This is a genomic window from Geodermatophilus sp. URMC 63 (assembly GCF_053502565.1).
The window spans coordinates 4,667,655-4,693,545 of record NZ_CP199956.1 but is presented as its reverse complement, the minus strand read 5'-3'; the positions used below and the strand labels follow the sequence as shown (position 1 = coordinate 4,693,545).

24 protein-coding genes are annotated in these 25,891 nt (G+C 75.5%); 20 read left to right on the top strand and 4 right to left on the bottom strand.

The window, feature by feature from the left end; translation table 11 throughout:
• The first annotated feature begins 19 nt into the window (after positions 1-19).
• Complete coding sequence (nusB, locus tag ACWIZO_RS22800; RefSeq protein WP_446761105.1) at positions 20-427, top strand: transcription antitermination factor NusB; 408 nt, start codon at positions 20-22, stop codon at positions 425-427.
• Positions 428-460: 33 nt separating this feature from the next.
• On the opposite strand, the gene ACWIZO_RS22795 is transcribed toward nusB, so the two are convergent.
• Positions 461-853: a hypothetical protein gene (locus tag ACWIZO_RS22795; RefSeq protein ID WP_448639885.1), complete on the bottom strand. Its 393-nt coding sequence runs from the start codon at positions 851-853 to the stop codon at positions 461-463.
• A gap of 212 nt (positions 854-1,065) precedes the next feature.
• On the bottom strand, positions 1,066-1,914 hold the full coding sequence (locus ACWIZO_RS22790) for a glutaminyl-peptide cyclotransferase (RefSeq protein WP_448639884.1): 849 nt from the start codon (positions 1,912-1,914) through the stop codon (positions 1,066-1,068).
• A gap of 434 nt (positions 1,915-2,348) precedes the next feature.
• On the opposite strand from ACWIZO_RS22790, the gene ACWIZO_RS22785 reads away from it, so the two are divergent.
• The 5 genes from ACWIZO_RS22785 to ACWIZO_RS22765 all read left to right on the top strand — a co-directional run bounded on the left by ACWIZO_RS22785 (position 2,349) and on the right by ACWIZO_RS22765 (position 9,497).
• Positions 2,349-2,528, top strand: a complete 180-nt coding sequence (locus ACWIZO_RS22785) for a hypothetical protein (RefSeq protein WP_448639883.1) — start codon at positions 2,349-2,351, stop codon at positions 2,526-2,528.
• A 400-nt stretch (positions 2,529-2,928) separates the two neighbouring features.
• The gene (locus tag ACWIZO_RS22780; protein WP_448639882.1) at positions 2,929-3,105 is read left to right on the top strand and encodes a hypothetical protein; all 177 of its coding nucleotides are present in this window, start codon (positions 2,929-2,931) and stop codon (positions 3,103-3,105) included.
• A gap of 422 nt (positions 3,106-3,527) precedes the next feature.
• Positions 3,528-3,725, top strand: coding sequence for a hypothetical protein (locus ACWIZO_RS22775; protein ID WP_448639881.1), 198 nt, complete (start codon positions 3,528-3,530; stop codon positions 3,723-3,725).
• A gap of 115 nt (positions 3,726-3,840) precedes the next feature.
• Entirely contained in the window at positions 3,841-6,540 is a 2,700-nt protein-coding gene (locus ACWIZO_RS22770; protein ID WP_448639880.1) for a hypothetical protein, read from the top strand.
• 248 nt (positions 6,541-6,788) lie between these two features.
• A complete protein-coding gene (locus ACWIZO_RS22765; RefSeq protein ID WP_448639879.1) occupies positions 6,789-9,497 on the top strand; it encodes a LuxR C-terminal-related transcriptional regulator in 2,709 nt (902 codons plus the stop codon).
• Between the two features lie 24 nt (positions 9,498-9,521).
• Here ACWIZO_RS22765 and ACWIZO_RS22760 read toward each other — a convergent pair whose 3' ends face one another.
• Together ACWIZO_RS22760 and bldD are read right to left on the bottom strand one after the other, a co-directional pair.
• Entirely contained in the window at positions 9,522-9,671 is a 150-nt protein-coding gene (locus ACWIZO_RS22760; RefSeq protein WP_448639878.1) for a hypothetical protein, read from the bottom strand.
• 340 nt (positions 9,672-10,011) lie between these two features.
• Complete coding sequence (gene bldD, locus ACWIZO_RS22755; protein ID WP_446761096.1) at positions 10,012-10,551, bottom strand: transcriptional regulator BldD; 540 nt, start codon at positions 10,549-10,551, stop codon at positions 10,012-10,014.
• A 228-nt stretch (positions 10,552-10,779) separates the two neighbouring features.
• Here bldD and pyrR point away from each other — a divergent pair, with 228 nt between their 5' ends.
• From pyrR to ACWIZO_RS22685, 14 genes are all read left to right on the top strand, one after another.
• A complete protein-coding gene (pyrR, locus tag ACWIZO_RS22750) occupies positions 10,780-11,355 on the top strand; it encodes a bifunctional pyr operon transcriptional regulator/uracil phosphoribosyltransferase PyrR (RefSeq protein WP_448639877.1) in 576 nt (191 codons plus the stop codon).
• Positions 11,352-12,272: an aspartate carbamoyltransferase catalytic subunit gene (locus tag ACWIZO_RS22745; RefSeq protein ID WP_448639876.1), complete on the top strand. Its 921-nt coding sequence runs from the start codon at positions 11,352-11,354 to the stop codon at positions 12,270-12,272. The genes pyrR and ACWIZO_RS22745 overlap by 4 nt, the downstream gene beginning before the upstream one ends.
• Positions 12,269-13,555 (top strand): dihydroorotase, encoded by a 1,287-nt coding sequence (locus ACWIZO_RS22740; protein WP_448639875.1) that lies wholly within the window; start codon positions 12,269-12,271, stop codon positions 13,553-13,555. The genes ACWIZO_RS22745 and ACWIZO_RS22740 overlap by 4 nt, the downstream gene beginning before the upstream one ends.
• Positions 13,552-14,718, top strand: a complete 1,167-nt coding sequence (gene carA / locus ACWIZO_RS22735; protein WP_448639874.1) for a glutamine-hydrolyzing carbamoyl-phosphate synthase small subunit — start codon at positions 13,552-13,554, stop codon at positions 14,716-14,718. The genes ACWIZO_RS22740 and carA overlap by 4 nt, the downstream gene beginning before the upstream one ends.
• Complete coding sequence (gene carB, locus ACWIZO_RS22730) at positions 14,718-18,023, top strand: carbamoyl-phosphate synthase large subunit (RefSeq protein ID WP_448639873.1); 3,306 nt, start codon at positions 14,718-14,720, stop codon at positions 18,021-18,023. Before carA ends, carB begins: the two co-directional genes overlap by 1 nt.
• Positions 18,020-19,351, top strand: coding sequence for a dihydroorotate oxidase (locus ACWIZO_RS22725; RefSeq protein ID WP_448639872.1), 1,332 nt, complete (start codon positions 18,020-18,022; stop codon positions 19,349-19,351). The genes carB and ACWIZO_RS22725 overlap by 4 nt, the downstream gene beginning before the upstream one ends.
• Positions 19,352-19,424: 73 nt before the next feature.
• Positions 19,425-20,303 carry an orotidine-5'-phosphate decarboxylase gene (pyrF, locus tag ACWIZO_RS22720; protein ID WP_448639871.1) on the top strand — a complete coding sequence of 293 codons (879 nt, stop codon included), beginning with the start codon at positions 19,425-19,427 and terminating at the stop codon, positions 20,301-20,303.
• 393 nt (positions 20,304-20,696) lie between these two features.
• On the top strand, positions 20,697-21,053 hold the full coding sequence (gene mihF / locus ACWIZO_RS22715; protein ID WP_448639870.1) for an integration host factor, actinobacterial type: 357 nt from the start codon (positions 20,697-20,699) through the stop codon (positions 21,051-21,053).
• A 49-nt stretch (positions 21,054-21,102) separates the two neighbouring features.
• Positions 21,103-21,708, top strand: coding sequence for a guanylate kinase (gene gmk, locus ACWIZO_RS22710; protein WP_448639869.1), 606 nt, complete (start codon positions 21,103-21,105; stop codon positions 21,706-21,708).
• Between the two features lie 52 nt (positions 21,709-21,760).
• A complete protein-coding gene (rpoZ, locus tag ACWIZO_RS22705) occupies positions 21,761-22,024 on the top strand; it encodes a DNA-directed RNA polymerase subunit omega (RefSeq protein ID WP_012949163.1) in 264 nt (87 codons plus the stop codon).
• Positions 22,025-22,179: 155 nt separating this feature from the next.
• The gene (coaBC, locus tag ACWIZO_RS22700) at positions 22,180-23,394 is read left to right on the top strand and encodes a bifunctional phosphopantothenoylcysteine decarboxylase/phosphopantothenate--cysteine ligase CoaBC (protein WP_448639868.1); all 1,215 of its coding nucleotides are present in this window, start codon (positions 22,180-22,182) and stop codon (positions 23,392-23,394) included.
• A gap of 144 nt (positions 23,395-23,538) precedes the next feature.
• A complete protein-coding gene (metK, locus tag ACWIZO_RS22695; protein ID WP_448639867.1) occupies positions 23,539-24,735 on the top strand; it encodes a methionine adenosyltransferase in 1,197 nt (398 codons plus the stop codon).
• Between the two features lie 105 nt (positions 24,736-24,840).
• Positions 24,841-25,221, top strand: coding sequence for a hypothetical protein (locus ACWIZO_RS22690; protein ID WP_448639866.1), 381 nt, complete (start codon positions 24,841-24,843; stop codon positions 25,219-25,221).
• The gene (locus ACWIZO_RS22685; protein WP_448639865.1) at positions 25,218-25,856 is read left to right on the top strand and encodes a hypothetical protein; all 639 of its coding nucleotides are present in this window, start codon (positions 25,218-25,220) and stop codon (positions 25,854-25,856) included. Before ACWIZO_RS22690 ends, ACWIZO_RS22685 begins: the two co-directional genes overlap by 4 nt.
• Positions 25,857-25,891: the final 35 nt, after the last annotated feature.

The following is a 25,891-nucleotide window of genomic DNA, read 5'->3' as shown; positions in this document are numbered from 1 at the left end:
CACCGCCGGTCCTCCTGACGTGGCCGCCCGCACCAAGGCGCGCAAGCGCGCCGTCGACGTCCTCTACGAGGCCGACCTGCGGGGTGCCGACGCGGTCGAGCTGCTCCGCGAGCGCGTCGCCGACCCGTCCCCGCCCGTCCCCGACCACGCCGTCCGGCTGGTCGAGGGCGTGGCCGCGCACGCCGACCGCATCGACGAGCTGATCAGCCGGCACGCCTCGGGCTGGTCGCTGCAGCGGCTCCCCGACGTCGACCGCGCGATCCTGCGCATGGCGGTCTTCGAGCTGCTGTGGGCCGACGACGTCCCGGACGCCGTCGTCATCGACGAGGCCGTCGAGCTGGCCAAGGCGCTGTCGACCGACGAGTCGCCGGCCTACGTCAACGGCGTGCTCGGCGCCATCCTCGACGCCGAGGTCCCCACCGGCTGAGCCGCGTCGGGGCCGCGTCGGGGCCGCGCGGCCTCAGCCGCGGGTGACCGTGAACACCACCCGGTCGCCGGCGACCTCCGTGCAGGCCAGCGCGAGCGCACCCACGGTGGTGCTCTGCCCCGCCGTGCAGGTGACGTCCTGGTCCCCGACCCGCAGGACCGCCCGGTCGCCGTCGATCGAGACGAAGTCGATCGTCGTCCCGAGGACGTGGGCCCGGGCGCCGCTGCCGCCCAGCGTCACCGTGCAGGAGTCCCCGGAACAGGACACGAGGCTCACCGACCCCGAGCCGCCTCCCACGGCCGCGCTGACGCCGAGGGAGTCCAGGAACCCGGACAGCGGACCGGCAGGACCGGCGGGGCCGGTGCCGGAGAACGAGGCGCACACGAGCAGCAGCGCCGAGAGCAGGACGGGGGGCCGACTGTCCACGGGGGCCTCCGGACGGTCGCGGGGTGGTCGTCGGGGCGGGGAGGCCGGCCGGCGTGGCGCCGGGACGGCACCCCCCCTCGACGCGCCATCCCAGCACGTCCCGGCGGCGGAGGGTGCGGTCCGTGCAGCGGTCCCGTGGTCCCTCCCCGCACCTCCGTGGTGCGGGGAGGGGGCGTCCGTGGTGCCGCGCCCGGCCGTGCGAGGCGACCGGGCTACTCCTCCACGAGCCGGACGCGGAACGAGAGGGGCCAGAGCTTGCCGGTGAGCAGGTACTCGCCGTTCCCCAGCGCGGCGATGCCGTTGAGGACCGCGTTCGCATCGGTGCGTCGCTCGGGGGCGAGCAGTCCGGCCGCGTCGACGAGCGCGGTGACCCGCCCGCTCGACGGGTCGATGCGGACGATCACGTCGGACCCCCACACGTTCGCCCAGACCTGCCCGTCGACGCACTCCAGCTCGTTGAGCTGCGTCACCGGCTCGTCGTCGAACGTGACGGCGACCGAACCCGTCTCGGCGAAGCTGTCCGGGTCGTGGAAGTGCAGCCGGTCGGTGCCGTCGCTGCGCACCAGGCGCGTGCCGTCGGAGCACAGGCCCCAGCCCTCGCCCTCCAGCGGCACCTGCCGGCGGAGGGTGAGCGTGGCGCGGTCCCACTCGAGCACCACGCCGTCCTGCCAGGTCAGCTGCCAGATGCGGTCGCCGACCACCGTGATGCCCTCGCCGAACAGCTCGCCGGGGAGCGGGGCGGACCGCCGGACCTCGCCCGTGGCCGGGTCGACCTCGCGCAGCTGGGACCTCCCCTCGAGCCCGGTGCCCTCGTAGAGGGCGTCCTCGTGCAGCTCGAGGCCCTGGGTGAAGGCCGACGGGTCGTGCGGCACCTCGGCGAGCACCTCCGGCCGCAGCACGGGCACCGGCTGTTCGGGGTCGGCGACGGCGGCGTCCGGGGCCCGCGCCGACTGCCCGTAGACCGAGAGGTCCGCGCTCTCCCGTGACGCACAGGCAGGCAGCAGCGCGACGGGGAGGGCGACGACGGCACCGAGGGCCCGGCGGCGGATGCCACGGTTCATCGAGCGGTCACGATCCGTTCGGGTCGGTCGGTCGGGTCGGTGGGCCCCGGGTCTCCGGGTCGCCGGGGGCGTGCCGACGGCGTGGGCCGGCGCACCCGGCCGGCGACCCGGGACGGTCGGGGGCCGCAGAGACTACGACCCGGCCGGCGGATCCGGGAGGGAGGACCCCGCCGGATCCGTGTCCGAACCCCGCCCTAGGTGGCGCACGGGGTCGGCACCGTGGTGGACCGGGCCGGGACCGGGATCCGGCCCGGCCGAGATCGGTGGTGGCCACCGATGCCGCCGTCCGCCGCGCGGCCCGAGACTTCCGCCTGCCGATCCCGGACCGCGGCCGGGCCTGGCAGTCCACGGGGCGATGGGTGAGGTTCAGCGGCGACACCGCAGTCCTGATCCCGGCAGGCCTCATCCCCAGAACAGACACCTGAGGAGATCCCATGTTCGAGGACCAGACCGTCGAGCTGCTGCCCGAGCGCACCACGATGCAGTTCACCTTCTCGCAGAACTTCAACACCGCTGTCGCGGCGGCCGTGAACGCCGGCAACGTCAACGTGGGCGGCGACCAGGCCAACATCGCTGCGGCCATCTCCCTCGCGGGCAGCAACGTCACCTTCTGACGCATCGACGTCCTGCCGATGCAGTGACGGAGCGGCCCGGCCTCGTGCCGGGCCCGGGAGGGGCGGCCGGGTCACCGGCCGCCCCTCTTCGCGTCCAGGGGATGCGGGCGATCCGCCCCGGCACGCAACGGCGCCGCACGCGGCACCGTTGCGTGCCGGGTGGATGCTCCTCCGTACAGCGATCGCGGCGGCCGTGGTGCGGGCGCCCGGGGATGCGGGCGGATCCCGAGCGGATACGTGGTCCTCCCGGATGTCGGCGTCCACCCCCTCGCCCGAGACTCGGTCACGCCGTCCCTGGACCGCGGCCGGGGCCGGCAGTCCACCCGGCGCACAGGACGGGTCCGCCGACGGGCTCCGACCCCCGTGACGCCACTTCCGGTACCGACCCTGAGGAGATCCCGTGTTCGAGGACCAGACCGTTGAGCTGCTGCCCGAGCGGACCACGATGCAGTTCACTGTCAGTCAGAACGGCAACCTGGCGGTCGCAGCGGCCGCCAACGTCCTGAACCTGAACGTCGGCGGCGACCAGCTCAACGCCGCGCTCGCTGCGGCGGCCGCGGGCAGCAACATCGGCTGAGGCGTCGGCTGGCGGGGTGGCGGCAATCCACCACGCCAGCGGTCCTGGGAGGGGCGGCCGGGTCACCGGCCGCCCCTCCCTCGCGTTCATGCGCCGCTGACCGACGGGCGCGCTCCCCGCGCAGGACGCCTACGTGATCCCCACGCGGATGTGAAGGTGCCAGCCTCCGTGCCGTCGTCCGCCTGTACGTGTGCACCCGGAAGGGGCTGTGGTGCGGGAGGCGCGCAGTCAGTGCCGGGACCGGAGCAAATAGGTGCCGGACGCTGATGCCGCCGGTTCTGCGACGGCTGGAGACTTCCGCGCGCCGACACCGGACCGCGGCCGGGACCGGCATCCCACGGGGCGAGCAGGAGGGTCCGGCTGCACCACTGCGGTCCTGCTCCTGGCGGACTCCACCCAGTACCGATCCTGAAGGAGACACCATGTCCGAGACCCTCGAGCTCTTCGCCGACGAGCAGGTCGAGCTGCTGCCGGAGCGCACCACGATGCAGGCCGGCTTCTTCCAGAACGGCAACCTCTCCATCGCCGTCGCGGTGAACGCCGGCAACATCAACTTCGGCGGCAACCAGCTCAACGCCGCCCTCGCCGCGGCGGCGGCCGGCAGCAACGTCAGCTTCTGACAGGACCACGGGCAGGCGGGTGCTGAGGCACCCGCCGCGTCCAGGGGAGGGGCGGTCGATCCCGGCCGCCCCTCCCCGTGTCCGGAATCGGCCGACGGGGAACGGAGACGCAAGGGTGACGCAGAGCGAGGTCCTCGACCGTCCGTCGCCGGGTGCGCCGCCGCGGCTGGCCCCGGGCACGGAGCTGCTGGGCGAGTACCGGGACTCCGCCTACGAGGACCCCCGGTTCATCATCCGCCGGGTCGACGGGCAGGTCATGCAGGTGCCCCGCCTGCTCTACCGGCTGGCCGGCTCCCTGGACGGCCGGGACGCGGAGCAGGTCGCGGCCGACCTGAGCGCCGAGTTGGACCGGGAGCTGACCGCCGACCAGGTGACCTTCCTGGTCGAGCAGCGGCTCCGGCCCGCCGGGATCGTCGCGCCCGACCACATCGACGCCCTCGTCGCCGAGGCCGAGGGCGGCACCCCGCAGGCGCCGGTCCGCGCTGACCCGCTGCTCGCTCTCCGCCACCGCGCCGGTGTGATCCCGGCCTCCGTCACCTGGCGCATCGCCGGGTTCTTCCGGCCGTTGTTCACCCGGCCGGTGTGGCTGGCAGTGGTCGCCGCCCTCCTCGCCGTCGACGTGTGGATGGTGGCGCAGGGCGATGCCCTCGGCCGGCTGGAGTCCGCCGTCGTGGACGTGGCCCGGCACCCGGGACTCGTCCTCGCCCTCCTCGGCCTCACCGTGGTCTTCAGCGCCTTCCACGAGTGCGGCCACGTGACCGCCTGCCGCTACGGCGGTGGCCGCCCTGGTGACATTGGTGTCGGTCTCTACATCGTCTGGCCGGCGTTCTACAGCAAGGTCACCGACAGCTACCGCCTCGATCGGGTCGGGCGATTGCGGACCGACCTCGGCGGGGTCTACTTCAACTGCATCGCCATGCTGACGCTGGGCCTGTGCTACCTGGCCACGGGCGAGCCGTGGCTGCTGATCGGCCTGGTCAGCATGCACACGCAGACCGCCTGGCAGTTCCTGCCCAACCTGCGGATGGACGGCTACTACGTCCTCGCCGACCTGGTGGGTGTCCCCGAGCTGTTCGGTTTCGTGGGCCCGACGGTGCGCAGCCTGCTCCCGGGGCGTCCCCCGCACCCGCTCCTGCGCAAGCTGAGGCCACGGGCGCGCCGGGTGGTCGTGCTGTGGGTCGCGCTGATCGTCCCCACCCTGTTCGCCTGGCTGGTCGCCGTCCTCGTCGCCGTGCCGCACCTGCTGCCCGCCGCCTGGCAGGCCTCGCTGGAGTACCTCCGGCACCTCGACGCCGGCGCCCGGAGCGGGGACGTGCTGGCCACCACGCTGGGCGTCCTGCAGTTGTTCCTGCTGGCCCTGCCGTGGATCGGCCTGGGGCTCATCCTGTGGTCGCTGGTGACCCTGGTCGCCCGTCGTCCCGTCGCCCTGGTCGCCGGCACTCCCGCCCTCCGCTGGGCCGGACGGGTCGGCGCGGCCCACCGGGCCGCCGCCCGCCGGGTCCTCGCGGCCGTCGGGCTGTCGGGTCTCGGCGTCCTCCTGCTCGTGCGGGTGGCCTCCGTCGCCTGGTCGCACCCGGCCACCGCGACGGAGCTCCGGCTGGCGGACGGCGCGTGGGCGGCTCTGCACGGCGTGGACGGCGCCACCGCCGGCTCCGGCGAGCGCCTGCTGGGCCTGCAGGTGGCCGGCTACGCCTGGTTGACAGGTGCCTTCGGGCGGCACGACACCTTGCTGGCCGGGGCCCGGGAGGTGGCGGTCGTGGCCTCCGGGGTCCTGGTGGTGGCCCTCCTCGTGGTCGCCCGGTCGCGGGGGGTGCGTCCGCTCGCGGGAGCCCTGCTCCTGCTGGGGGTGCTCGTCACGGGGCCGGCGGTCACCGTGCTCGCCACGGTCGGGAGCGGGCTCGTCGGGACGGCGTGGGCCGCCGTGGGCGTCCTCGTCCTCACCCGCTCCCGTCGTCCCGTCACCGGGGCGCTCGCGATCGCCGCCGTCGCGGTGGGCGTGGCCACCGAGCCCCTGGTCGCCGTCCCGCTGGCCGTGGGCGTCGGGCTCCTCCTCGCCGGGGCGGCCGGACCGGGCCGGTCGCCGGCGCGGCACACGGCCGGCCCCCGGCACGCCGCCCACGGCACGGCGTGGGGGGACACCCGGTCGTGGCTGGTGGTCCTGCTCGTCCTGCCGATCGCCGTGCTGGTGGTCACCGTGCCGGGCGGTCCGGCGGACCTCCCCCTCGACGGCCCCGAGCGCGCCGTGCTCCTGCTGCTCGCGGCTCTGGCCGTCGGCGTCGGCCTCTCCTCCCGCGACCTCCGTCCGGTGGCGGCGGTGGCCGGTGCGGCCGCCGTGCTCGCGTCGGTGCCGTGGCGAGGGGCCGGCCCGGCGCTCCCGGTGGTCCTGGTCGCCGTGGTCCTGCTCGGCGTGCTGGTCGCCGCCGCATGGACCGGGAGCCCCGTGGCGGGACGGCCACACCCGCTGCTCCGGGGCGCCGTCGTCCTGTCCGCGCTCGTCGTGGTGGGCACCGGAGCGCTCTTCCTGCCGGTGTCCGGACAGACGCCGCCGCACCGACAGCTCGCCGCCTGGATCGAGGGGCCGGCGTCCGCCGGCGGCACCGTGGCGGTGCCGGCCGGGCTCTGGGGGGACCTCCTCCGCGACGGGGTCCCGCCCGACCGGCTGGCCCGGGCCGCAGCGGCGGCGGACTGGACGGTGACGGTCGGCGGCGCGACCGCCGGCACGCCGCCGGTGGCCGCCTTCGGCGGGGGGCCGGCCGGCCTGGCGGTCAGCCCGGCGCCGGGATCCGGGGGCACCGGATCCCGACCCGGCAGTTGACTGAACGCAGATCTCCCGTTGCACACAGTCATGACCCGTCCGTAGGACGTATCAGTACCGGTATGTCTCGCCTCCTCGTGTCCGGGGGCCCATTCCGTTACGGCTTCGTGACTATGGTCGTCCGCGCGAGATCCGTACCAGTAGCTCGGGGGAGCAGCTGTGGCTGATGAGCTCATGCCGGGAGCGGTGGAACGACGGACGGGACATGGGTGGCCGTGGTCCGTCCCCGATCGCACGCGCCCCGTGTGATGGACACGGCGACGCGCTGGCCCCTCGTCGGCCGGGAGGCCGAGCTCCGCGCGGTGAACGCCGCGCTCACCGCCAGGCCCGAGCGCAGCCTGGTCATCACCGGTGCCGCGGGGGTGGGACGGACCCGACTGGCCCGGGAGGCGCTGACCGCCGCCGCGCAGCAGGGCCACCCGACGGCGTGGGCCGTGGCCACCGGCGCGGCCGCGCTCGTGCCGCTGGGCGCGCTGGCCCACCTGCTGCCCGCGGTGGACGACGGGGCCACCGGCCTGGCCCTGCTGCAGCAGGCGACGGCGGCCATCGCCGGGGACGGGACCGGTCCGACCCCGGTCCTCGGGGTCGACGACGCCCACCTGCTCGACCAGATGTCGGTGACCCTGCTGCACCAGCTCGCCGCGAGCGGCGCCGTCACGCTGGTCCTGACGGTCCGCACGGACGCGGAGCAGCCGGACCCGTCCGCTCCGCTGTGGAAGGACGGGTTGGCCGACCGGGTCCAGCTCGAGCCGTTGCGCCGCGCCGAGCTCGTCCGGCTGGTCGACCTGGTGCTCGACGGGGACGTCGACGCCCGCACCGGTCAGCGGCTGTGGCTGCTCAGCCGCGGGAACCCGTTGTTCCTGCGGGAGCTCCTGGAGGACGGCCTGCGCAGCGGTCGGCTGAGGGACCACGAGGGGTCCTGGCGCTGGCCGGAGGCCATGGTGCCCTCCCAGCGGTTGTGCGAGATCGTGCTGGCCCAGCTCGGCCGGCTGGACGCCGCGGAGTGGCGGGTGCTGGAGGTCCTCGCCACCGCCGAACCGCTGCCGGCCCGCGACGTGGAGGCGCTGAGCAGCCCCCAGGCCCTCGCCCGGCTCGAGCGCCTCGGCGTCGTCGTCGACCACGCCGAGGGGACGCCGGGTCTCGTCCGCGCCGCGCACCCGCTGTACACGGAGGTCGTCCGGAGCCGCGCACCGGAGGCGGTGCTCCGCCTCGTCCGGCGCGAGCTCCTCGCCGGCCCGGGGGACGACCGGTCCCCGGCACTGGCCGCGGCGCGGCGCCTGGCGCTGCTCGACGGGAACGACCCGGCCCCGGACGCCGGACGGCTCACCGAGGCCGCACGCAGCGCGGCCGCGGCGCTCGACCACCGCTGCGCCGGACGGCTCGCGCGGGCCGCCGTGGAGGCGGGCGGGCAGGCCCCGGCGCACCTCGCGCTGGTCGAGGCCACCACCTGGCCCGGGTCCCCGGCGGAGACCGAGGAGCTCACCCGCCGGGCGGCGCAGGCCGCCGTCACGGAGGACGAGCGCGTCGAGGCCACGGTGGTCCGGGTGCTCAACCTGGCGTGCGTCCTCGGCCGGGTCGACGACGCGCAGGCCGTCCTCGACCGGGAGGTCCCGGCGTCCCGTCCGGGCCCGGGCCGCTCGCTGCTCGCGGCGACCGGGGCGGTCCTCGCCTTCCACGGCGGCGACCCGGCGGCAGCGGTGCACCAGGCGACGGCCGTGCGCTCCACCGCCCCGGCCGGGGGACCGGCCTGGCAGCTCGCGACCGCCGCGGCCGCGCTGGGCCACGCCGTCACCGGGGCTCCGCGGTCGGCGCTGGCGATGGTCACCGAGGCGCGGGCCGGACTCTCCTGGCCGGACGGGCGGGCCCTGCCCGCCTTCGTGCACCTGGCCGCGGCCCAGGCCGAGGTCATGGCGCTGCGGCTCAGCGGCCGGGCGCGGGAACTCGAGGCCCGCGCGGCCGAGCTGCACCGGTGCACCCTGGCCGGCCCCGAGTGGTACGGGGACGCCGTCGCCGCGCTGCACTGCGGCTGGGCCGCCCTCGTCGCCGGGCGGGTGCGGGTGGCGGTCCGCTGGCTCGTGGACGCGCAGGCGGGCCTGCGCCGGGCCGACCCGCTGGGCCTCCTGCCGCTCTGCCGCTCCCACCTCGCGATGGCGCGGGCGCTCCTCGGCGACGTCGACGGCGCCCAGCAGCTCGTCGCCGAGCTCGACGACCCCGGGTGCGCCGTGCTCCCCGCCTACGTCCCCTTCGTCCTCTTCGCGCGCGCCGTGGTGGCCGGGGTCCAGGGGCACCCCGCCGAGGCCGCCCGGCTCAGCCGCGAGGCCGCCCGCGAGGCCGCCGAGCAGGGGCAAATGACGACCGAGGCCGTCGTCCTGCACACCACCTTCCGCTTCGGGCGCCCCCTGCACGCGGCCGACCGGCTCGCGGTCCTCGCCCGGCGCTGCGAGTCGGCCTACGTGCGCGACCTCGCCGACCACGTGGCGGCGATCACGGCCGAGGACGGCGACGAGCTCGACGGGATCAGCCGCCGCTTCGAGGAGGCCGGCCTGGTGCTCAACGCCGCCGACGCCGCCGCGGAGGCGGCGGCCGCCCACGAGCACCAGGGCGCGCGGCGGTCGGCGGCCACCGCCCTGGCGCGAGGCGTCACGCTGGCACGCGCCTGCGGACTGGCGGGCAGCCAGTCCCTGCAGGCGCTGCTGCCCCCGTCCCTGACCGCGCGGGAGGAGGAGGTGGCCCGGCTGGCCAGCCGGGGCCTGAGCAACGTGCAGATCGCCGACCGGCTGGTGGTGTCGGTGCGCACCGTGGAGGCGCACCTCTCCCACATCTACGGCAAGCTCGGCATCACCGGCCGGGCCGAGCTCTCCGACGCGCTGGTGGCCCCCCGACCGCGCAACGCCCCTCCCCACGGCGGTCTGGCGGAGTGGGTGCTGCCCGGCCGGAGGCTGTCCGCGCGGCGCTGACCGCCGGCCCGTGCCGTCGGGTCCTCAGTCCCGGTGGCCGGCGCCGGCGGCGGCCAGCATCGCGGCCATCCGCGCGCTGGACTGCTGCCGGTGCACGCGGCGCAGCGCGGCCCGGCGACGGGCGGCGAGCAGCAGGTCACGGTCGGGCAGGACGACCGGTGGGGTCGTGCTCATGGGGTGCTCCTCGCGTCAGGCACCGTGGCACTCGGTGCGGACCGGACACTAGGAGGACCCTCTGACAGTTCGCGGTCGCGCGGGCGCGCACCGTGACCCGCCGACGCGGAGCGGTCCGTGCACACGCCGTGGACGCAGGCGCCCGCCGTCCGCGGGAGGTGCACGCACCGCGGGTTCCCGAGCACGGTGGCGACGCTCCCGCCGCGTGACCCGGCCGGGAACGGCACGGCTGGGAGCAGGGGGTCGACGGGAACGCCCGAGGCCTGCACCGGCGGTGCCGGTGCGGGCGCCGCCCGGCCCTCGTGCGGAGCCCCGCCGCGGGTCGGCCCCGGGACCGCCGTCAGCGGGGGGAGCGGCGGCGGTCGCCCCAGCCCTCGTCGTCGTCGTCCATGCCGGCGGCGGCGCCGTCCATCCCGGGGTTGAGCACGCCCCACTCGATGAGCCGGGTGGTGAGCTCGTCGGGGCTCATGTCGTAGATGATCGCCAGCGACTTGAGGTCCTCGGCGCGGATGGAGAGGACCTTGCCGTTGTAGTCGTGGCGCTGCGCCTGGATGGTCGAGGCGTAGCGGGCCAGCGGGCCGGCCTCGTCGGCGGGCAGCGAGCCCAGCGACTCGAGGTTCAGCACGATCTTCGTCGTCGACGTCACGGCCGACGAGGGCCGCGGGTCGGGCAGCAGCTCCGACACCGGCACGCCGTAGAACACGGCCAGCTCCGAGAGCCGCTGGACGGTCACGGCGCGGTCGCCGCGCTCGTAGGAGCCGACGACGACGGCCTTCCAGCGTCCGTGCGACTTGTCCTCCACCCCCTGCAGGGACAGCCCCTGCTGGTTCCGGATTGCGCGAAGTCGGGCACCGAGGGCCCGCGAGTAGTCGGTGCTCATGCGTGTCCGCTCACTGTCCGTCGTCGTGTTGGCCGAATCGTCGTCACGCAGCGTACTGGCTCGTCCAGGGTGGCGACAGCGTCTCCCCTCGATCGGGCTTCCCTCCACTGCCGTGCCCACCTGCGGCTACGACGCGCGACGGCGGTCACACGAGCGGGTGCAGTACCGTCGGCACCGGTCCACCCACTCCTTTAACGACCCGTCCCGTGAGGCGGGGAAGGAGGCCTGATGGCCGGCTCGACCGAGCCTGCCCCGAGCCAGTCGGCTCCGGGCACCCTGCTCGCCCCCGCCGACGTCGCCCGCGTCGTCGACCGCATGGCGCACCAGCTCATCGAGAAGGCCGGCGACTCCCTGGCCGACCTGGTGCTCGTCGGCATCCCCACCCGAGGCGCCCCGCTCGCCCGGCGCCTGGCCGCCCGCGTCGCGGCCTTCAGCGGCACCGAGGTCGACACCGGCACCATCGACATCACCCTCTACCGCGACGACCTGCGGCTGCGCGGCGTCCGGGCGCTGGAGGACACCGTGCTCCCGCCGGCGGGCATCGACGGGCGCCTCGTCGTCCTGGTCGACGACGTGCTGTTCTCCGGCCGGTCGGTGCGCGCGGCCCTCGACGCGCTGCGCGACCTCGGCCGGCCCCGGGCGGTGCAGCTGGCCGTCCTCGTCGACCGCGGGCACCGCGAGCTGCCGATCCGCGCCGACTACGTGGGCAAGAACGTGCCCACCTCGCGGGCGCAGAAGGTGCGGGTGCACCTGGCCGAGGTCGACGGCACCGACGAGGTGCTGGTGACGGAGGAGGACCGGTGAAGCGGCACCTGCTGGAGGCCGCCGACCTCGACCGCGCCGACGCCACGCTGGTCCTCGACACCGCCGCGCAGATCGACCAGGCGCTGGCCGGCCGCGAGGTCAAGAAGCTGCCCACCCTGCGCGGGCGCACCGTGGTCAACCTCTTCTACGAGGACTCCACCCGCACCCGCATCTCCTTCGAGCTGGCGGCCAAGCGGCTGTCCGCCGACGTCATCAACTTCAGCGCCAAGGGCAGCAGCGTCTCCAAGGGCGAGAGCCTCAAGGACACCGCGCTCACCCTGGAGGCGATGGGCAGCGACGCGATCGTCGTCCGCCACTCCGCCTCCGGCGCACCGCACCGGCTGGCGACCTGGGTCCGCGGCAGCGTGGTCAACGCCGGCGACGGCACCCACGAGCACCCCACCCAGGCGCTGCTGGACGCCTACACGATCCGGCGGCGGCTGGGCCGGCTCGACGGCGTCCGGGTGGCCATCGTCGGCGACGTCCTGCACAGCCGGGTGGCCCGCTCCAACGTGTGGCTGCTGACGACGCTGGGCGCGGAGGTCACGCTGGTGGCCCCGCCGACGCTGCTGCCGGTCGGCGTGGCTTCCTGGCCGGTGCAGGTCTCCTACGACCTCGACGCCGTGCTGCCCAAGGCCGACGTGGTGATGGTGCTGCGGGTCCAGCTGGAGCGGATGAACGCCTCGTTCTTCCCCAGCGCCCGCGAGTACAGCCGCCGCTACGGTCTCGACGCGCTCCGGCTGGCCGCGCTGGGCGACGACGCGATCGTCATGCACCCCGGCCCGATGAACCGCGGTATGGAGATCGCCGCCGACGTCGCCGACTCGGTCCGCTCGACGATCGTCGAGCAGGTCGCCAACGGCGTCTCCGTCCGGATGGCCGTGCTGTACCTGCTCCTGGGAGGGGCGTCCTCGTGACCACGCTGATCAGGGGGGCGCGCGTCCTGGGTGGCGAGCCCGCCGACCTGCTCCTGGAGGACGGCCGGGTCGCTGCGGTCGGGCAGGGGCTGAGCGCTCCCGGCGCCGACGTCGTCGACGCCGACGGGCTGGTCGCCCTGCCCGGCCTGGTCGACCTGCACACCCACCTGCGCGAGCCCGGCCGCGAGGACGCCGAGACCGTCGAGACCGGCAGCCGGGCCGCGGCGCTGGGCGGGTACACCGCCGTCCACGCGATGGCCAACACCGACCCGGTCGCCGACACCGCCGGCGTCGTCGAGCAGGTGTGGCGGCTGGGCCGGCAGGCCGGGCTGGTCGACGTCGTCCCGGTGGGCGCGGTGACCGTCGGGCTGCGCGGCGAGCGGCTGGCCGAGCTCGGCGCGATGGCCGACTCGGCCGCCCGCGTGCGGGTCTTCTCCGACGACGGGCACTGCGTCGCCGACCCCGCGCTCATGCGCCGCGCGCTGGAGTACGTCAAGGCCTTCGACGGCGTCGTCGCCCAGCACGCCGAGGAGCCACGGCTGACCGCCGGCGCGCAGATGAACGAGGGCGACCTCTCCGCGCGGCTCGGGCTGGCCGGGTGGCCGGCCGCGGCCGAGGAGGCGGTCATCGCCCGCGACGTGCTGCTGGCCCAGCACGTGGGCGCGCGGCTGCACGTCTGCCACGTCTCCACCGCCGGGTCGGTGGAGATCATCCGGTGGGCCAAGTCGCGCGGCGTGCAGGTGACCGCCGAGGTCACCCCGCACCACCTGCTGCTCACCGAGGCCTGCGCCGAGAGCTACGACCCGGTGTACAAGGTCAACCCGCCGCTCCGGACGGACGCCGACGTCGAGGCCCTCCGCGCCGGGCTGGCCGACGGCACCATCGACGCCGTCGCCACCGACCACGCGCCGCACGCGGTGGAGGACAAGGAGAGCGAGTGGGCGCAGGCCCGGCCCGGGATGCTCGGGCTGGAGCAGGCGCTCTCGGTCGTGCTCGAGACGCTGGTGGAGCCCGGCCTGCTCGACTGGGCCGGGGTCGCCGACCGGATGTCGGTGCGCCCGGCGGCCATCGGCCGCCTGGCCGGACACGGGCGCCCGCTGGCGCCCGGCGAGCCGGCGAACCTGCTGCTGCTCGACCCCACCGCCCGGGCCACCGTCGACCCGGCCGCGCTGGCCAGCCGCAGCCGCAACAGCCCCTACGCCGGCCGGGAGCTCCCCGGCCGGGTGGTCGCCACGTTCCTCCACGGGACGGCCACCGTGCTGGACGGAGAGGCAGTTCGTTGACAGACGCGATCCTCGTGCTCGAGGACGGCAGGACGTTCCGCGGCGAGGCCTACGGGCAGGTCGGGACGACGGTCGGCGAGGCGGTGTTCGCCACCGGCATGACCGGCTACCAGGAGACGCTCACCGACCCCAGCTACGCCGGCCAGATCGTCACCATGACCGCGCCGCACATCGGCAACACCGGCGTCAACGGCGAGGACGACGAGAGCCGCCGCATGTGGGTAGCCGGCTTCGTCGTCCGCGACCCCGCCCGCCGCCCGGCCAACTGGCGGGCCACCGGCAGCCTGGACGACGAGCTGCGCGCCCAGGGCGTGGTCGGCATCAGCGGCGTCGACACCCGGGCCCTGACCCGCCACCTGCGCGAGCGCGGGGCCATGCGCGCCGGGATCAGCAGCGAGACCACCGACCCCGACGCCCTGCTGACCCGGGTGCGCGCCGCCGAGGGCATGGTCGGCGCCGACCTCGCGCCGCAGGTGAGCACCGCCGAGCCCTACGTCGTCCCCGCGGTGGGGGAGCGGCGGTTCACCATCGCCGCGCTCGACCTCGGCATCAAGACCGCCACCCCGCGCCACCTGGCCGCGCTCGGCGTCGAGACCCACGTGCTGCCCGCCACCGCGACCGCGGCCGACCTGCTCGCGCACGGCCCCGACGGCGTGTTCCTGTCGAACGGCCCCGGCGACCCGGCCGCGGCCGACTACGCCGTCGCCGCGGTGCGCGGCGTGCTCGACGCCGGCCGGCCGCTGTTCGGCATCTGCTTCGGCAACCAGGTCCTCGGCCGCGCGCTGGGGCTGGGCACCTACAAGCTGCGCTTCGGCCACCGCGGGCTCAACCAGCCGGTGCTCGACCGGGTCAGCGGCACCGTCCGGGTGACCAGCCACAACCACGGCTTCGCCGTCGACGCGCCGCTGGACCGGCCCACCGACACCCCCCACGGCCGCGTCGAGGTCAGCCACGTCGGCCTCAACGACGACGTCGTCGAGGGGCTGCGGCTGCTCGACGCCCCGGCGTTCAGCGTCCAGTTCCACCCCGAGTCGGCGGCCGGCCCGCACGACGCCGCGCCGCTCTTCCAGCGCTTCGTCGACCTCATGGACGCCCAGCGACAGGACGGGACGGCGGTCAGCCCGGCGCCGCAGGTCCGGCACAGCACCGGGGAGAAGGCCTGATGCCCAAGCGCACCGACATCTCGCACGTCCTGGTCATCGGCTCCGGGCCGATCCTCATCGGCCAGGCCGCGGAGTTCGACTACTCGGGCACGCAGGCCTGCCGCGTGCTGCGCGCCGAGGGGCTGCGGGTCAGCCTGGTCAACAGCAACCCGGCGACGATCATGACCGATCCCGAGGTCGCCGACGCCACGTACATCGAGCCGCTGACGCCGGAGTTCGTCGAGCGGGTGATCGCCAAGGAGCGCCCCGACGCGCTGCTGGCCACCCTGGGCGGGCAGACGGCGCTCAACATCGCGATCGGCCTCTACGGGAACGGCACGCTGGAGCGCTACGGCGTCCGGCTCATCGGCGCCGACGTCGACGCGATCAACCGCGGCGAGGACCGGCAGCTGTTCAAGGACATCGTGCGGTCCATCGGCGCCGACGCCCCGCGCTCGCGGGTGTGCGGCAGCGTCGAGGAGGCGCTGGGGACGGCGGGAGAGGTCGGCTACCCCGTCGTGATCCGGCCGAGCTTCACCATGGGCGGGCTGGGCTCGGGCTTCGCCACCGACGAGGCGATGCTGCGCCGGATGGCGTCGGCCGGCCTGGCCGACTCCCCGGTGCACACCGTGCTGATCGAGGAGTCGGTGCTCGGCTGGAAGGAGTACGAGCTCGAGCTCATGCGCGACCGCAGCGACAACGTGGTCGTCATCTGCTCGATCGAGAACGTCGACGCGATGGGCGTGCACACCGGCGACTCGGTGACCGTCGCCCCGGCGATGACCCTCACCGACGTCGAGTACCAGCGGATGCGCGACGTCGGCATCGCGGTGCTGCGCGAGGTGGGCGTCGACACCGGCGGCTGCAACATCCAGTTCGCCGTCAACCCGGCCGACGGGCGCCTGGTCGTCATCGAGATGAACCCGCGGGTCTCCCGGTCCAGCGCGCTGGCGTCGAAGGCCACCGGCTTCCCGATCGCCAAGATCGCCGCGAAGCTGGCGATCGGCTACACGCTCGACGAGATCACCAACGACATCACCGGCGTCACCCCGGCCAGCTTCGAGCCGGCGCTGGACTACGTCGTGGTGAAGATCCCGCGGTTCGCCTTCGAGAAGTTCCCCGGCGCCGACCCGCGGCTGACCACGACGATGAAGAGCGTCGGGGAGGTCATGGCGCTGGGCCGCAACTTCCCCGAGGCGCTCGGCAAGGCCATGCGGTCGACCGAGACGAAGGTGGCCGGCTTCTGGACCGGTCCGGAGGACGGGTCCAGCGCCGAGGAGCTGCTGGAGGCGCTGCGGACGCCGGTCGACGGCCGGCTGTACACCGCCGAGCGGGCGCTGGCCGCCGGGGCCACCGTCGAGCAGGTCGCCGAGGCCAGCGGCTTCGACCCGTGGTTCGTCGACCAGATCGCGCTGGTGCGCGAGGTCGGCGAGGACGTGCGCGCGGCCCCGGCGCTGACCCCGGAGCTGCTGCGCCGCGCGAAGCGGCACGGCCTGTCCGACCGGCAGGTGGCGGCGTTGCGCCCGGAGCTGTCGGGGGAGGACGGCGTCCGGCTGCTGCGGCACCGGCTGGGCATCCGGCCGGTGTACAAGACCGTCGACACCTGCGCCGCGGAGTTCGCCGCCCGCACGCCGTACCACTACTCCTCCTACGACGAGGAGACCGAGGTCGAGCCGCGGGAGAAGCCGGCCGTGCTCATCCTCGGGTCGGGGCCCAACCGCATCGGGCAGGGCATCGAGTTCGACTACTCCTGCGTGCACGCGGTCATGGCGCTGCAGGACGCCGGCTACGAGGCGGTGATGGTCAACTGCAACCCCGAGACCGTCTCCACCGACTACGACACCGCCGACCGGCTCTACTTCGAGCCGCTGACCTTCGAGGACGTCCTCGAGGTCGTCGAGGCCGAGCGCGCCGCCGGGCCGGTCGCGGGGGTCATCTGCACCCTGGGCGGGCAGACGCCGCTGGGGCTGGCGCAGCGGCTCAAGGACGCCGGCGTCCCGGTGCTCGGCACCTCACCGGAGGCCATCGACGACGCCGAGCACCGCGGCGCGTTCTCCCGGGTGCTCGCCGACACCGGCCTGACCGCCCCGAAGCACGGCACCGCCACCACCTTCGCCGAGGCGCGGGAGATCGCCGCCGGCATCGGCTACCCGGTGCTCGTGCGGCCCTCCTACGTGCTCGGCGGGCGGGGCATGGAGATCGTCTACGAGGAGGCCTCGCTGGAGGCCTACATCGCCAAGGCCACCGACGTGAGCCCCGAGCACCCCGTGCTGGTCGACCGGTTCCTCGAGGACGCCGTCGAGATCGACGTCGACGCGCTCTACGACGGCGCCGAGCTCTACCTGGGCGGGGTCATGGAGCACATCGAGGAGGCCGGCATCCACTCCGGCGACTCGGCGTGCGCGCTGCCGCCGATCACCCTCGGCTCGGCGGACCTGGCGCAGATCCGCACCGCCACCGAGGCGCTCGCCGCCCGCATCGGCGTGCGCGGGCTGATCAACGTCCAGTACGCGATCAAGGACGACGTCCTGCACGTCATCGAGGCCAACCCGCGGGCGTCGCGCACGGTGCCGTTCGTGTCGAAGGCGACCGCCGTCCAGCTGGCCAAGGCCGCCGCCCGGATCGCGGTCGGGGAGACCGTCGCCGACCTGCGCGCCGCCGGCGTCCTGCCCGCGTCCGGCGACGGCACCGACCTGCCCGAGGACGCGCCGATCGCGGTCAAGGAGGCGGTGCTGCCCTTCCACCGCTTCCGCACCGTCGAGGGCCACGGCGTCGACACGGTGCTGTCGCCGGAGATGAAGTCGACCGGTGAGGTCATGGGCCTCGACGTCGGCTTCGGCACCGCGTTCGCCAAGTCGCAGGCCGCCGCCTACGGCTCGCTGCCCACCGAGGGGACGGTGTTCGTCTCGCTGGCCAACCGCGACAAGCGGGCCGCGGTCTTCCCGGTCAAGCGGCTGGCCGACCTCGGGTTCCGGGTGCTGGCGACCGCGGGCACCGCGCAGGTGCTGCGCCGCAACGGTGTCGAGTGCGAGGTGGTCGGCAAGTACAGCGAGGGCCCGGGCAACTGCGTCGAGCGGATCCTGGCCGGCGACGTCGACATCGTCGTCAACACGCCGTTCGGCTCCCCGGGCAACAGCGGGCCGCGGCTGGACGGCTACGAGATCCGCACGGCCGCGGTGACCGCCGGCATCCCGTGCATCACCACGGTGCAGGGGATGGCCGCGGCGGTGCAGGGCGTGGAGGCGCTGCGCCGCGGCGACCTCGGCGTCCGCAGCCTGCAGGAGGTCCACGCCGGGCTGGGGGCCACGCCGGCGCCGCGCGCATGACCGGGGTGTCCCGGGTGCGGGACGAGCTGGCCGCGCGCGGGCTGGTCGACGGGCTCCCCGCCGCCTTCCTCGCCGGGGTCACCCGGTTCGCGACGCCGCCGGCCGCGGAGCTGCACGCCCTGCGCGGGGACGCCGAGGGCCTCGCGGCCCGGCTGGCGGCGGGGGAGGCCGGCGACGCCGACCTGCCGCTGCTCACCCGGGTGGCGTTCTTCGCCGGCCACGGCGGGGTGCTGGCCGGCTGCGGGGTGCGGACGCCGTCCTACGACCTGCTCGGCTCCTACCGCGACAACCTGCGGACGCCGATCGGCCCGCGGCTGCCGGAGCGGCCGCGGGCCGGGGACCGCCGCTGGCGCGTCCTCGGCCGCGACGTCGGCTTCCCGATCGGCGTGCCGGCGTGCGTGCTGAACGGCGGCGAGGAGTGGGTCCGCCACCACGCCCGCAACGGGTTCAGCGTGCTCACCTACAAGACCGTCCGCAGCCGCGCGCACGAGCCGAACGCGCAGCCGAACTGGACCTTCGCGCCGCGCCCACCGGGGGAGACCGTCGTCTCGGACCCCTGGGACTGGGTGCCGCCCGGCGACCCGGGCGTCAGCACGGTCAACTCCTTCGGCGTCCCGTCACCGGCGCCGGAGGAGTGGATGCCCGACCTGGAGCGGTCGCTGGCCGCCGTCGACGACGACCAGCTGCTGCTGGTCAGCGTCATGGGGTCCGGCGACGGCACCGCGCTGGTCGACGACTTCGTCACCGTGGCGCGGCTGGCGCAGGAGGCCGGCGCGGGCGTCGTCGAGCTGAACCTGTCCTGCCCGAACACGCTCAGCAGCTCCCCGGACGGGGTGGAGCCGCCGCTGTGCCTCGACGCCGACGCCACCGTGGCGGTGGTGGAGGCGGTGCGCCGCAGCCTCGACGACCGCACCGGCCTGGTCGCCAAGATCTCCTGGCTCGACGAGCCGCGCCTCGCCGCGCTGGTGCCGCGGCTGGCACCGCTGGTCGACGGCGTCGCGGGGATCAACACCGTGGGCAGCCGCGTGGTGCGCAGCGACGGCGAGCCGACGTTCCCCGGCCGCGCGGTCGCGGGGCTGTCGGGCGCGGCGGTGCGCGGCGCCGCGCTCGACCTCACCCGCCGGCTGGTGGCGCTGCGGGAGGACGGCGGGCACTCCTTCGACGTGCTGGCGATGGGCGGGGTCACCGACGTCGCCTCCTTCGCGGCGCTGCACGAGGCGGGCGCGGACGCCGTCCAGTCGGCCTCGGGCGCCTTCGCCGACCCCTTCCTCGCCCGCGACTGCGTGGACGCGCTGGGCGGCACCCTGCCCCGGGCGGTGGCGCGGTGACCGAGCTCGCGAGGTCGCCCGTGGACACAGCACCGCCGGGCACGGGACCGACGAGCGCCAGCGAGGAGGGCCCGTGACCGCCCCCTTCGGGCAGCGGCTCGCCGACGCCGTCGCCGCCCGCGGGCCGCTGTGCGTCGGGATCGACCCGCACGCGCCGCTGCTCGAGCGCTGGGGGCTGCCCGACGGCCCCGAGGGGCTGGCCCGCTTCACCGACGCCGTCGTCGACGCGCTCGCCGGCCAGGTCGCCGTCCTCAAGCCGCAGAGCGCCTTCTACGAGCGGCACGGCTCGCGCGGGCTCGCGGTGCTCGAGGACGCCGTCGCCCGGGCCCGCGCCGCCGGTGCGCTCGTGCTGCTCGACGCCAAGCGCGGCGACATCGGCTCGACGATGGACGCCTACGCCGACGTGCTCCGCCCGGAGCACCCGCTCGCCGTCGACGCGCTGACCGTCAGCCCCTATCTCGGGCCCGGCGCGCTGCAGCCGGCCGTCGACACCGCCCGGCTGACCGGTGGCGGGCTGTTCGTGCTGGCCCGGACCTCCAACCCCGACGCCGGCACGCTGCAGTCCGCGGTGGCGGGGGAGCGGTCGGTGGCGCAGGTCGTCGTCGACGCGGTGCGGGGCTGGAACACCCCGGGCTGGGTGGTCGGCGACCCGCTGCCCGACCTCGGCGCCGTGCGGGACCTGGCCGGCCGCTGGGGCGCCACGACGGGCAGCTTCGGCGTCGTCGTCGGGGCGACCCTGCACGAGCTCGACGTCGACCTCGACGGGCTCGGCGGCCCGGTGCTCGCACCCGGACTCGGCGCCCAGGGCGGCTCGCCTGCGGACCTGCGCCGGCTGTTCGGGCGGGACCGCGCCGTGGTCCCCACCGTCTCCCGCGACGTGCTCGCCGCCGGGCCCGACCCGGCCGCCCTGCGCGCCGCCGCCGCCCGCTGGGCGGAGGAGCTCGCGGCGTGAGGCGCCCGGCGCCGTGGGCGGTGGGCCGCCGGTCCGGACGGCGGTCCGCCGGGAGCTGACCGCTCCGTCGCGGACCGTCCGCGGAACGTCCGCCGAGCCCACACGGCGTGTCGTGCGGAACGGTCGCGGCGTGTCGCAACCCTCAGTTTACGAATCGTGTGCGTTCCGGATGCGCTCTGACCTGCGTTCTTCACGGAGGGTCACCGCTCTGGTGCACCCACGGTGAGACGGCCTGCGGGCGGTGATCGCAGACGTCCGGGCGCAGGGGGCGTGACCTGCGGATTCCCGGTTACTAGGTTGATCGCCGGGGCTCGAGACCACGGGCGCCGGAGTCCTCGACACAGCACGCAGACGCCGGGGCACCACCCCGACGACGACACGATCGGACGCACCATGCCCCTTCCTGACCTGTCCCCCGAACAACGCGCCGCCGCCCTGGAGAAGGCCGCCGCCGCGCGGAAGGCGCGTGCCGAGCTCCGCGAGCGGTTCAAGAGCAAGGGCACCACGGTCGGTGACGTCCTCCGCCAGGGCGAGACCGACGAGGTGATCGGCAAGATGCGGGTCTCCGCGGTCCTGGAGAGCCTGCCCGGCGTCGGCAAGGCGCGTGCTGCGAAGATCATGGAGCGGCTCGAGATCTCCCCGACCCGCCGGGTGCGCGGCCTGGGTGCCAACCAGCGCCGGGCACTCGAGTCGGAGTTCGGTGGCGAGCAGGTCGTCGCCGAGCAGGTGCCCGCCGACTCGACCGCCTGAGCCCCGAGGCCCGCACCACGACGCCGGCAGGACGAACGAGGACGACGCGTTGCCCAGTGCTCTCCAGCCCCCCGCCCCGGCGCGCCTGACGGTGCTCTCCGGCCCCTCGGGGGTCGGCAAGGGCACCGTCGTCGCCGAGGTCCGCCGCCGGTACCCCGAGGTCTGGGTGTCGGTGTCGGTCACCACTCGAGCCCGCCGGGCCGGCGAGGTGGACGGGGTGCACTACTCCTTCCTCACCGACGCCGAGTTCGACCGGCTGGTCGCCGAGGACGGCCTGCTGGAGTGGGCCGAGTACGCCGGCAACCGCTACGGCACGCCGGCCGCCCCGGTGCGCGAGCGACTCGCCACCGGGGCGCCGGCGCTGCTGGAGATCGAGCTGCAGGGCGCCCGGCAGGTGCGCGCCCGCGACCCGCGGGCCCAGCTGGTCTTCCTGGCCCCGCCGTCGTGGGCCGAGCTGGAGAGCCGGCTGGCCGGCCGCGGCTCCGAGCCGCCGGCGGTGCAGCAGCGCCGGCTGACCATCGCCCAGGCCGAGCTCGATGCGGCGGGGGAGTTCGACGCCGTGGTCGTCAACGACGACGTCACCCGGGCCGCCGACGAGTTGGTAGGCTTGCTGACTGCGCCGTCGTCCGGTAGGGCGGTCGGCGCCTCCGAGTGACCGGCCGCCGAGGCCGCACTCCCGCCGAACCAACCGAGGAGCACGCCCGCCCGTGTCCGGAGTCGCACCCGCCCCCGAGGGCATCACCAACCCGCCGATCGACGAGCTGCTCGAGCGCACCAGCAGCAAGTACGGCCTGGTGATCTTCGCCGCCAAGCGCGCGCGGCAGATCAACGCGTACTACAGCCAGCTGTCGGAGGGCCTGCTCGAGTACGTCGGCCCGCTGGTCGACACCGCGCCCCAGGAGAAGCCCCTCTCCATCGCGCTGCGCGAGATCAACGAGGGCCTGCTCACCCACACCGCCGGCGAGAACTGAGGACCCCTCCGCCCCCACGCCTCGCGAGCCCAGGCGGAGGCCCCTGCGGAGGGGCCGACCGCTGGTGACGCGATCGACGTCGCCACTCGTTCGGATGGGGTCGCCCCCGGCACGCGGTGTCGGGGGCGTCGTCGTGTCTGCGGGAGGATGAGCGCATGAGCCGGATCGTGCTGGGGGTCGCCGGGGGCGTGGCCGCCTACAAGGCCGCGCTGCTGCTGCGCGCGCTCACCGAGGCCGGGCACGACGTGCGCGTCGTCCCCACGCCCGGCGCCCTGAACTTCGTCGGCGCGGCCACCTTCGAGGCACTGTCGGGACACCCGGTCACCACCGACGTGTGGTCCGACGTGCCCGAGGTGGCGCACGTGCGCATCGGGCAGACCGCCGACCTCGTCGTCGTCGCCCCGGCCACCGCCGACCTGCTCGCCCGCGCCGCCGCCGGGCGCGCCGACGACCTGCTCACCGCCACGCTGCTCACCGCGCACTGCCCGGTCGTGTTCGTGCCGGCCATGCACACCGAGATGTGGCTGCACCCGGCCACCCGGGACAACGTGGCCACGCTGCGCCGCCGCGGCTCGATCGTGCTGCCGCCGGCGGTCGGCCGGCTGACCGGTCCCGACTCCGGGCCGGGGCGGCTGCCCGAGCCCGCCGACGTCGCCGCCCTGGCCCAGGTGGCCCTGACCGCCGGGGCCGGCGTCCTGCGCGCCGACCTCACCGGCCGGCGGGTGGTGGTCAGCGCCGGCGGCACCCGCGAGCCGCTGGACCCGGTGCGCTACCTCGGCAACCGCTCGTCGGGGAAGCAGGGCTGGGCGCTGGCCCGGGTCGCCGCCGCCCGCGGCGCCGAGGTCGTGCTGGTGGCGGCCAACGTCGACCTGCCCGCGCCGTTCGGCGTGCGCGTCGTGCCGGTCGGGACGGCGGAGGAGCTGCGCGCGGCGGTGCTCGCCGAGGCCCCGGAGGCCGACGTCGTGGTCATGGCCGCAGCGGTCGCCGACTTCCGGCCCGCCGCGGTCGCGGCCACCAAGCTGAAGAAGGAGGACGACCCCGGCCAGGTCCCGGAGGTGTCGCTGGTGCGCAACCCCGACGTGCTCGCCGAGCTGGTCACCAAGCGCACGCCCGGACAGCTGGTGGTCGGCTTCGCCGCCGAGACCGGCGACGAGAGCGGTGACGTGCTCAGCCACGCCCGCGCCAAGCTGGCCCGCAAGGGCTGCGACCTGCTCGTGGTCAACGACGTCTCCGGCGGCGGGGTGTTCGGCCGGCCTGACAACGCCGCGGTCGTGCTGGCCGCCGACGGCAGCGCCACCGAGGTGCCGCGCGGCAGCAAGGACGCCGTCGCCGCGGCCGTATGGGAGACCGTGCTGCCGCGCCTCGCCTGAGCCACCGCCTGAGCCACTGCCTGAGCCACCGCCCGCTCCGGCCCCCGTGCGCTGCCGAGCGGCGGGACACGCCGGTAACGTCATCGGTCGGCCGGCCGGGCAGCCGCCGGCCCCGACCTCAGTCACCGAAGCAGGGAGAACCGAGTGCCACGCCGCCTCTTCACGTCCGAGTCGGTGACCGAGGGCCACCCGGACAAGATCGCCGACCAGATCAGCGACGCGATCCTCGACCAGATGCTCGGTCAGGACCCGCGCAGCCGGGTCGCCGTCGAGACGATGATCACCACCGGTCAGGTGCACATCGCCGGCGAGGTCACCACCGCCGGCTACGTCGACATCGCCGACGTCGTCCGCCGGACGATCCTCGGCATCGGCTACGACTCCTCCCGCAAGGGCTTCGACGGCGCCTCCTGCGGGGTCAGCGTCTCGATCGGCGCCCAGTCGCCCGACATCGCCCAGGGCGTCGACACCGGCTACGAGGCGCGCACCGCCGGCTCGGCCGAGGACGAGATCGAGCGGCAGGGCGCCGGCGACCAGGGCCTGATGTTCGGCTACGCCACCGACGAGACCCCCGAGCTCATGCCGCTGCCGATCGCGCTGGCCCACCGGCTGGCCCGCCGGCTGTCGGCGGTCCGCAAGGACGGCTCGGTGCCCTACCTGCGGCCCGACGGCAAGACCCAGGTCACCGTCGTCTACGAGGACGACCGGCCGGTCGGCGTCGACACCGTCGTCGTCTCCTCCCAGCACGCCGAGGACATCTCCATCGAGCAGCTGCTGACCCCGGACGTCGAGGAGCTGGTGGTCGAGCCCGAGCTCGCCGCGCTCGGCCTGCCCACCACCGGGCACCGGCTGCTGGTCAACCCGACCGGCAAGTTCGTCATCGGCGGCCCGATGGGCGACGCCGGCCTGACCGGCCGCAAGATCATCGTCGACACCTACGGCGGCATGGCCCGCCACGGCGGCGGCGCGTTCTCCGGCAAGGACCCCTCGAAGGTCGACCGGTCGGGCGCCTACGCCATGCGCTGGGTGGCCAAGAACGTCGTCGCCGCGGGGCTGGCCCGCCGCTGCGAGGTGCAGGTCGCCTACGCGATCGGCGCCGCCCACCCGGTGGGCCTGTTCGTCGACACGCACGGCACCGGCACCGTGGCCGACGACGTCCTGGAGAAGGCGGTCACCACGGTGTTCGACCTGCGCCCGGGCGCCATCGTGCGCGACCTGGACCTGCTGCGGCCGATCTACGCGCCGACCGCCGCCTACGGCCACTTCGGCCGCACCGACGTCGAGCTGCCGTGGGAGCGCACCGACCGCGTCGAGGCGCTGCGCTCCGCCGTCGGCGCCTGAGCGCCGGTGCGATCGGGGTGCGCCCCGGGTGGCAGCAGGCGGCTGTCCACCGAGAGCTTCAACAGATCGTTGACGACGATCCGTTGAGGACCGAGCCTGGTCGTCATGGCTCCTCCCGACGACGACCAGGCCCGCGCGGCGCACGAGGCCGACGCCCGGACCCGACTGCTCGACGCGGGCGCGTCCGCGCTCCCGCGGCCGCCGTGGCTGCGGGGCGCCCAGCCGCCGGCCGCGGCCGACCTCGTCCGGTTCGCCCTGTGGCGCGCCGCCGGTGACGGCCTGGACGACGACGCGGTGCTGGCCGCGATCGCCCTGCTGCCCGCCGTCCGCGCGGAGGCCGACCAGCTCGAGGCGGGGCTGCTGCTGACCGCCCGCGCGTCCGGGCTGTCCTGGCAGCGCATCTCGGCAGCGCTCGGACTGGCCTCGCCGCAGGCGGCGCAGCAGCGCTTCGACCGGGTGAGCGGCCGCGTGGACGGACGCGCGTGATCCCGCACGCGTCCGAGCTCGAGGACCTCGCCCTCCACGGCGTGCGGGTGCTCGGCTTCCCGACGACGGCGCGCGTCGCCGGCCGCTTCGGGCTCGACCGGGACGCCGTCGAGGAGGCGCTGCTCGACGCCGAGGCGTGCGGCTGGGTGCAGCGGCTGTCCTTCGGCGGCAGCTCGGGCTGGTCGCTCACCGACGCGGGTCGGGCCGAGGGCGAGCGCCGGCTGGCCGCCGAGCTCGACGTGCTGGGCGCCCGCGACGTGGTCGCCGACGTGCACGCCCGCTTCCGGCCGCTCAACCGCCGCTTCGGCGCGGCGTGCACCGACTGGCAGCTGCGGCCCACCCGGCTCGACCCCCTGGCGGCCAACGACCACACCGACTGGCGCTGGGACGAGCGCGTGCTGCGGACGCTGGCGTCGGCCGGGGCGGACCTCACCGGCCTCTGTGCCGAGCTCAGCGGCCGGCTGACCCGCTTCGGCGGGTACGCCGGGCTCTACGCCGCCGCGCTGCGCCGGGTGGACGCCGGCGAACGCGGCTGGGTCGACGGGCACGACCGCGACTCGCTGCACCTCGTGTGGATCCAGTTCCACGAGGACCTGCTGGCCACGCTGGGCGTCGAGCGCGGCACCGACCCCTGAGCCGCGGGTCCTGTCATCGCCGCTCGGTAGCGTCC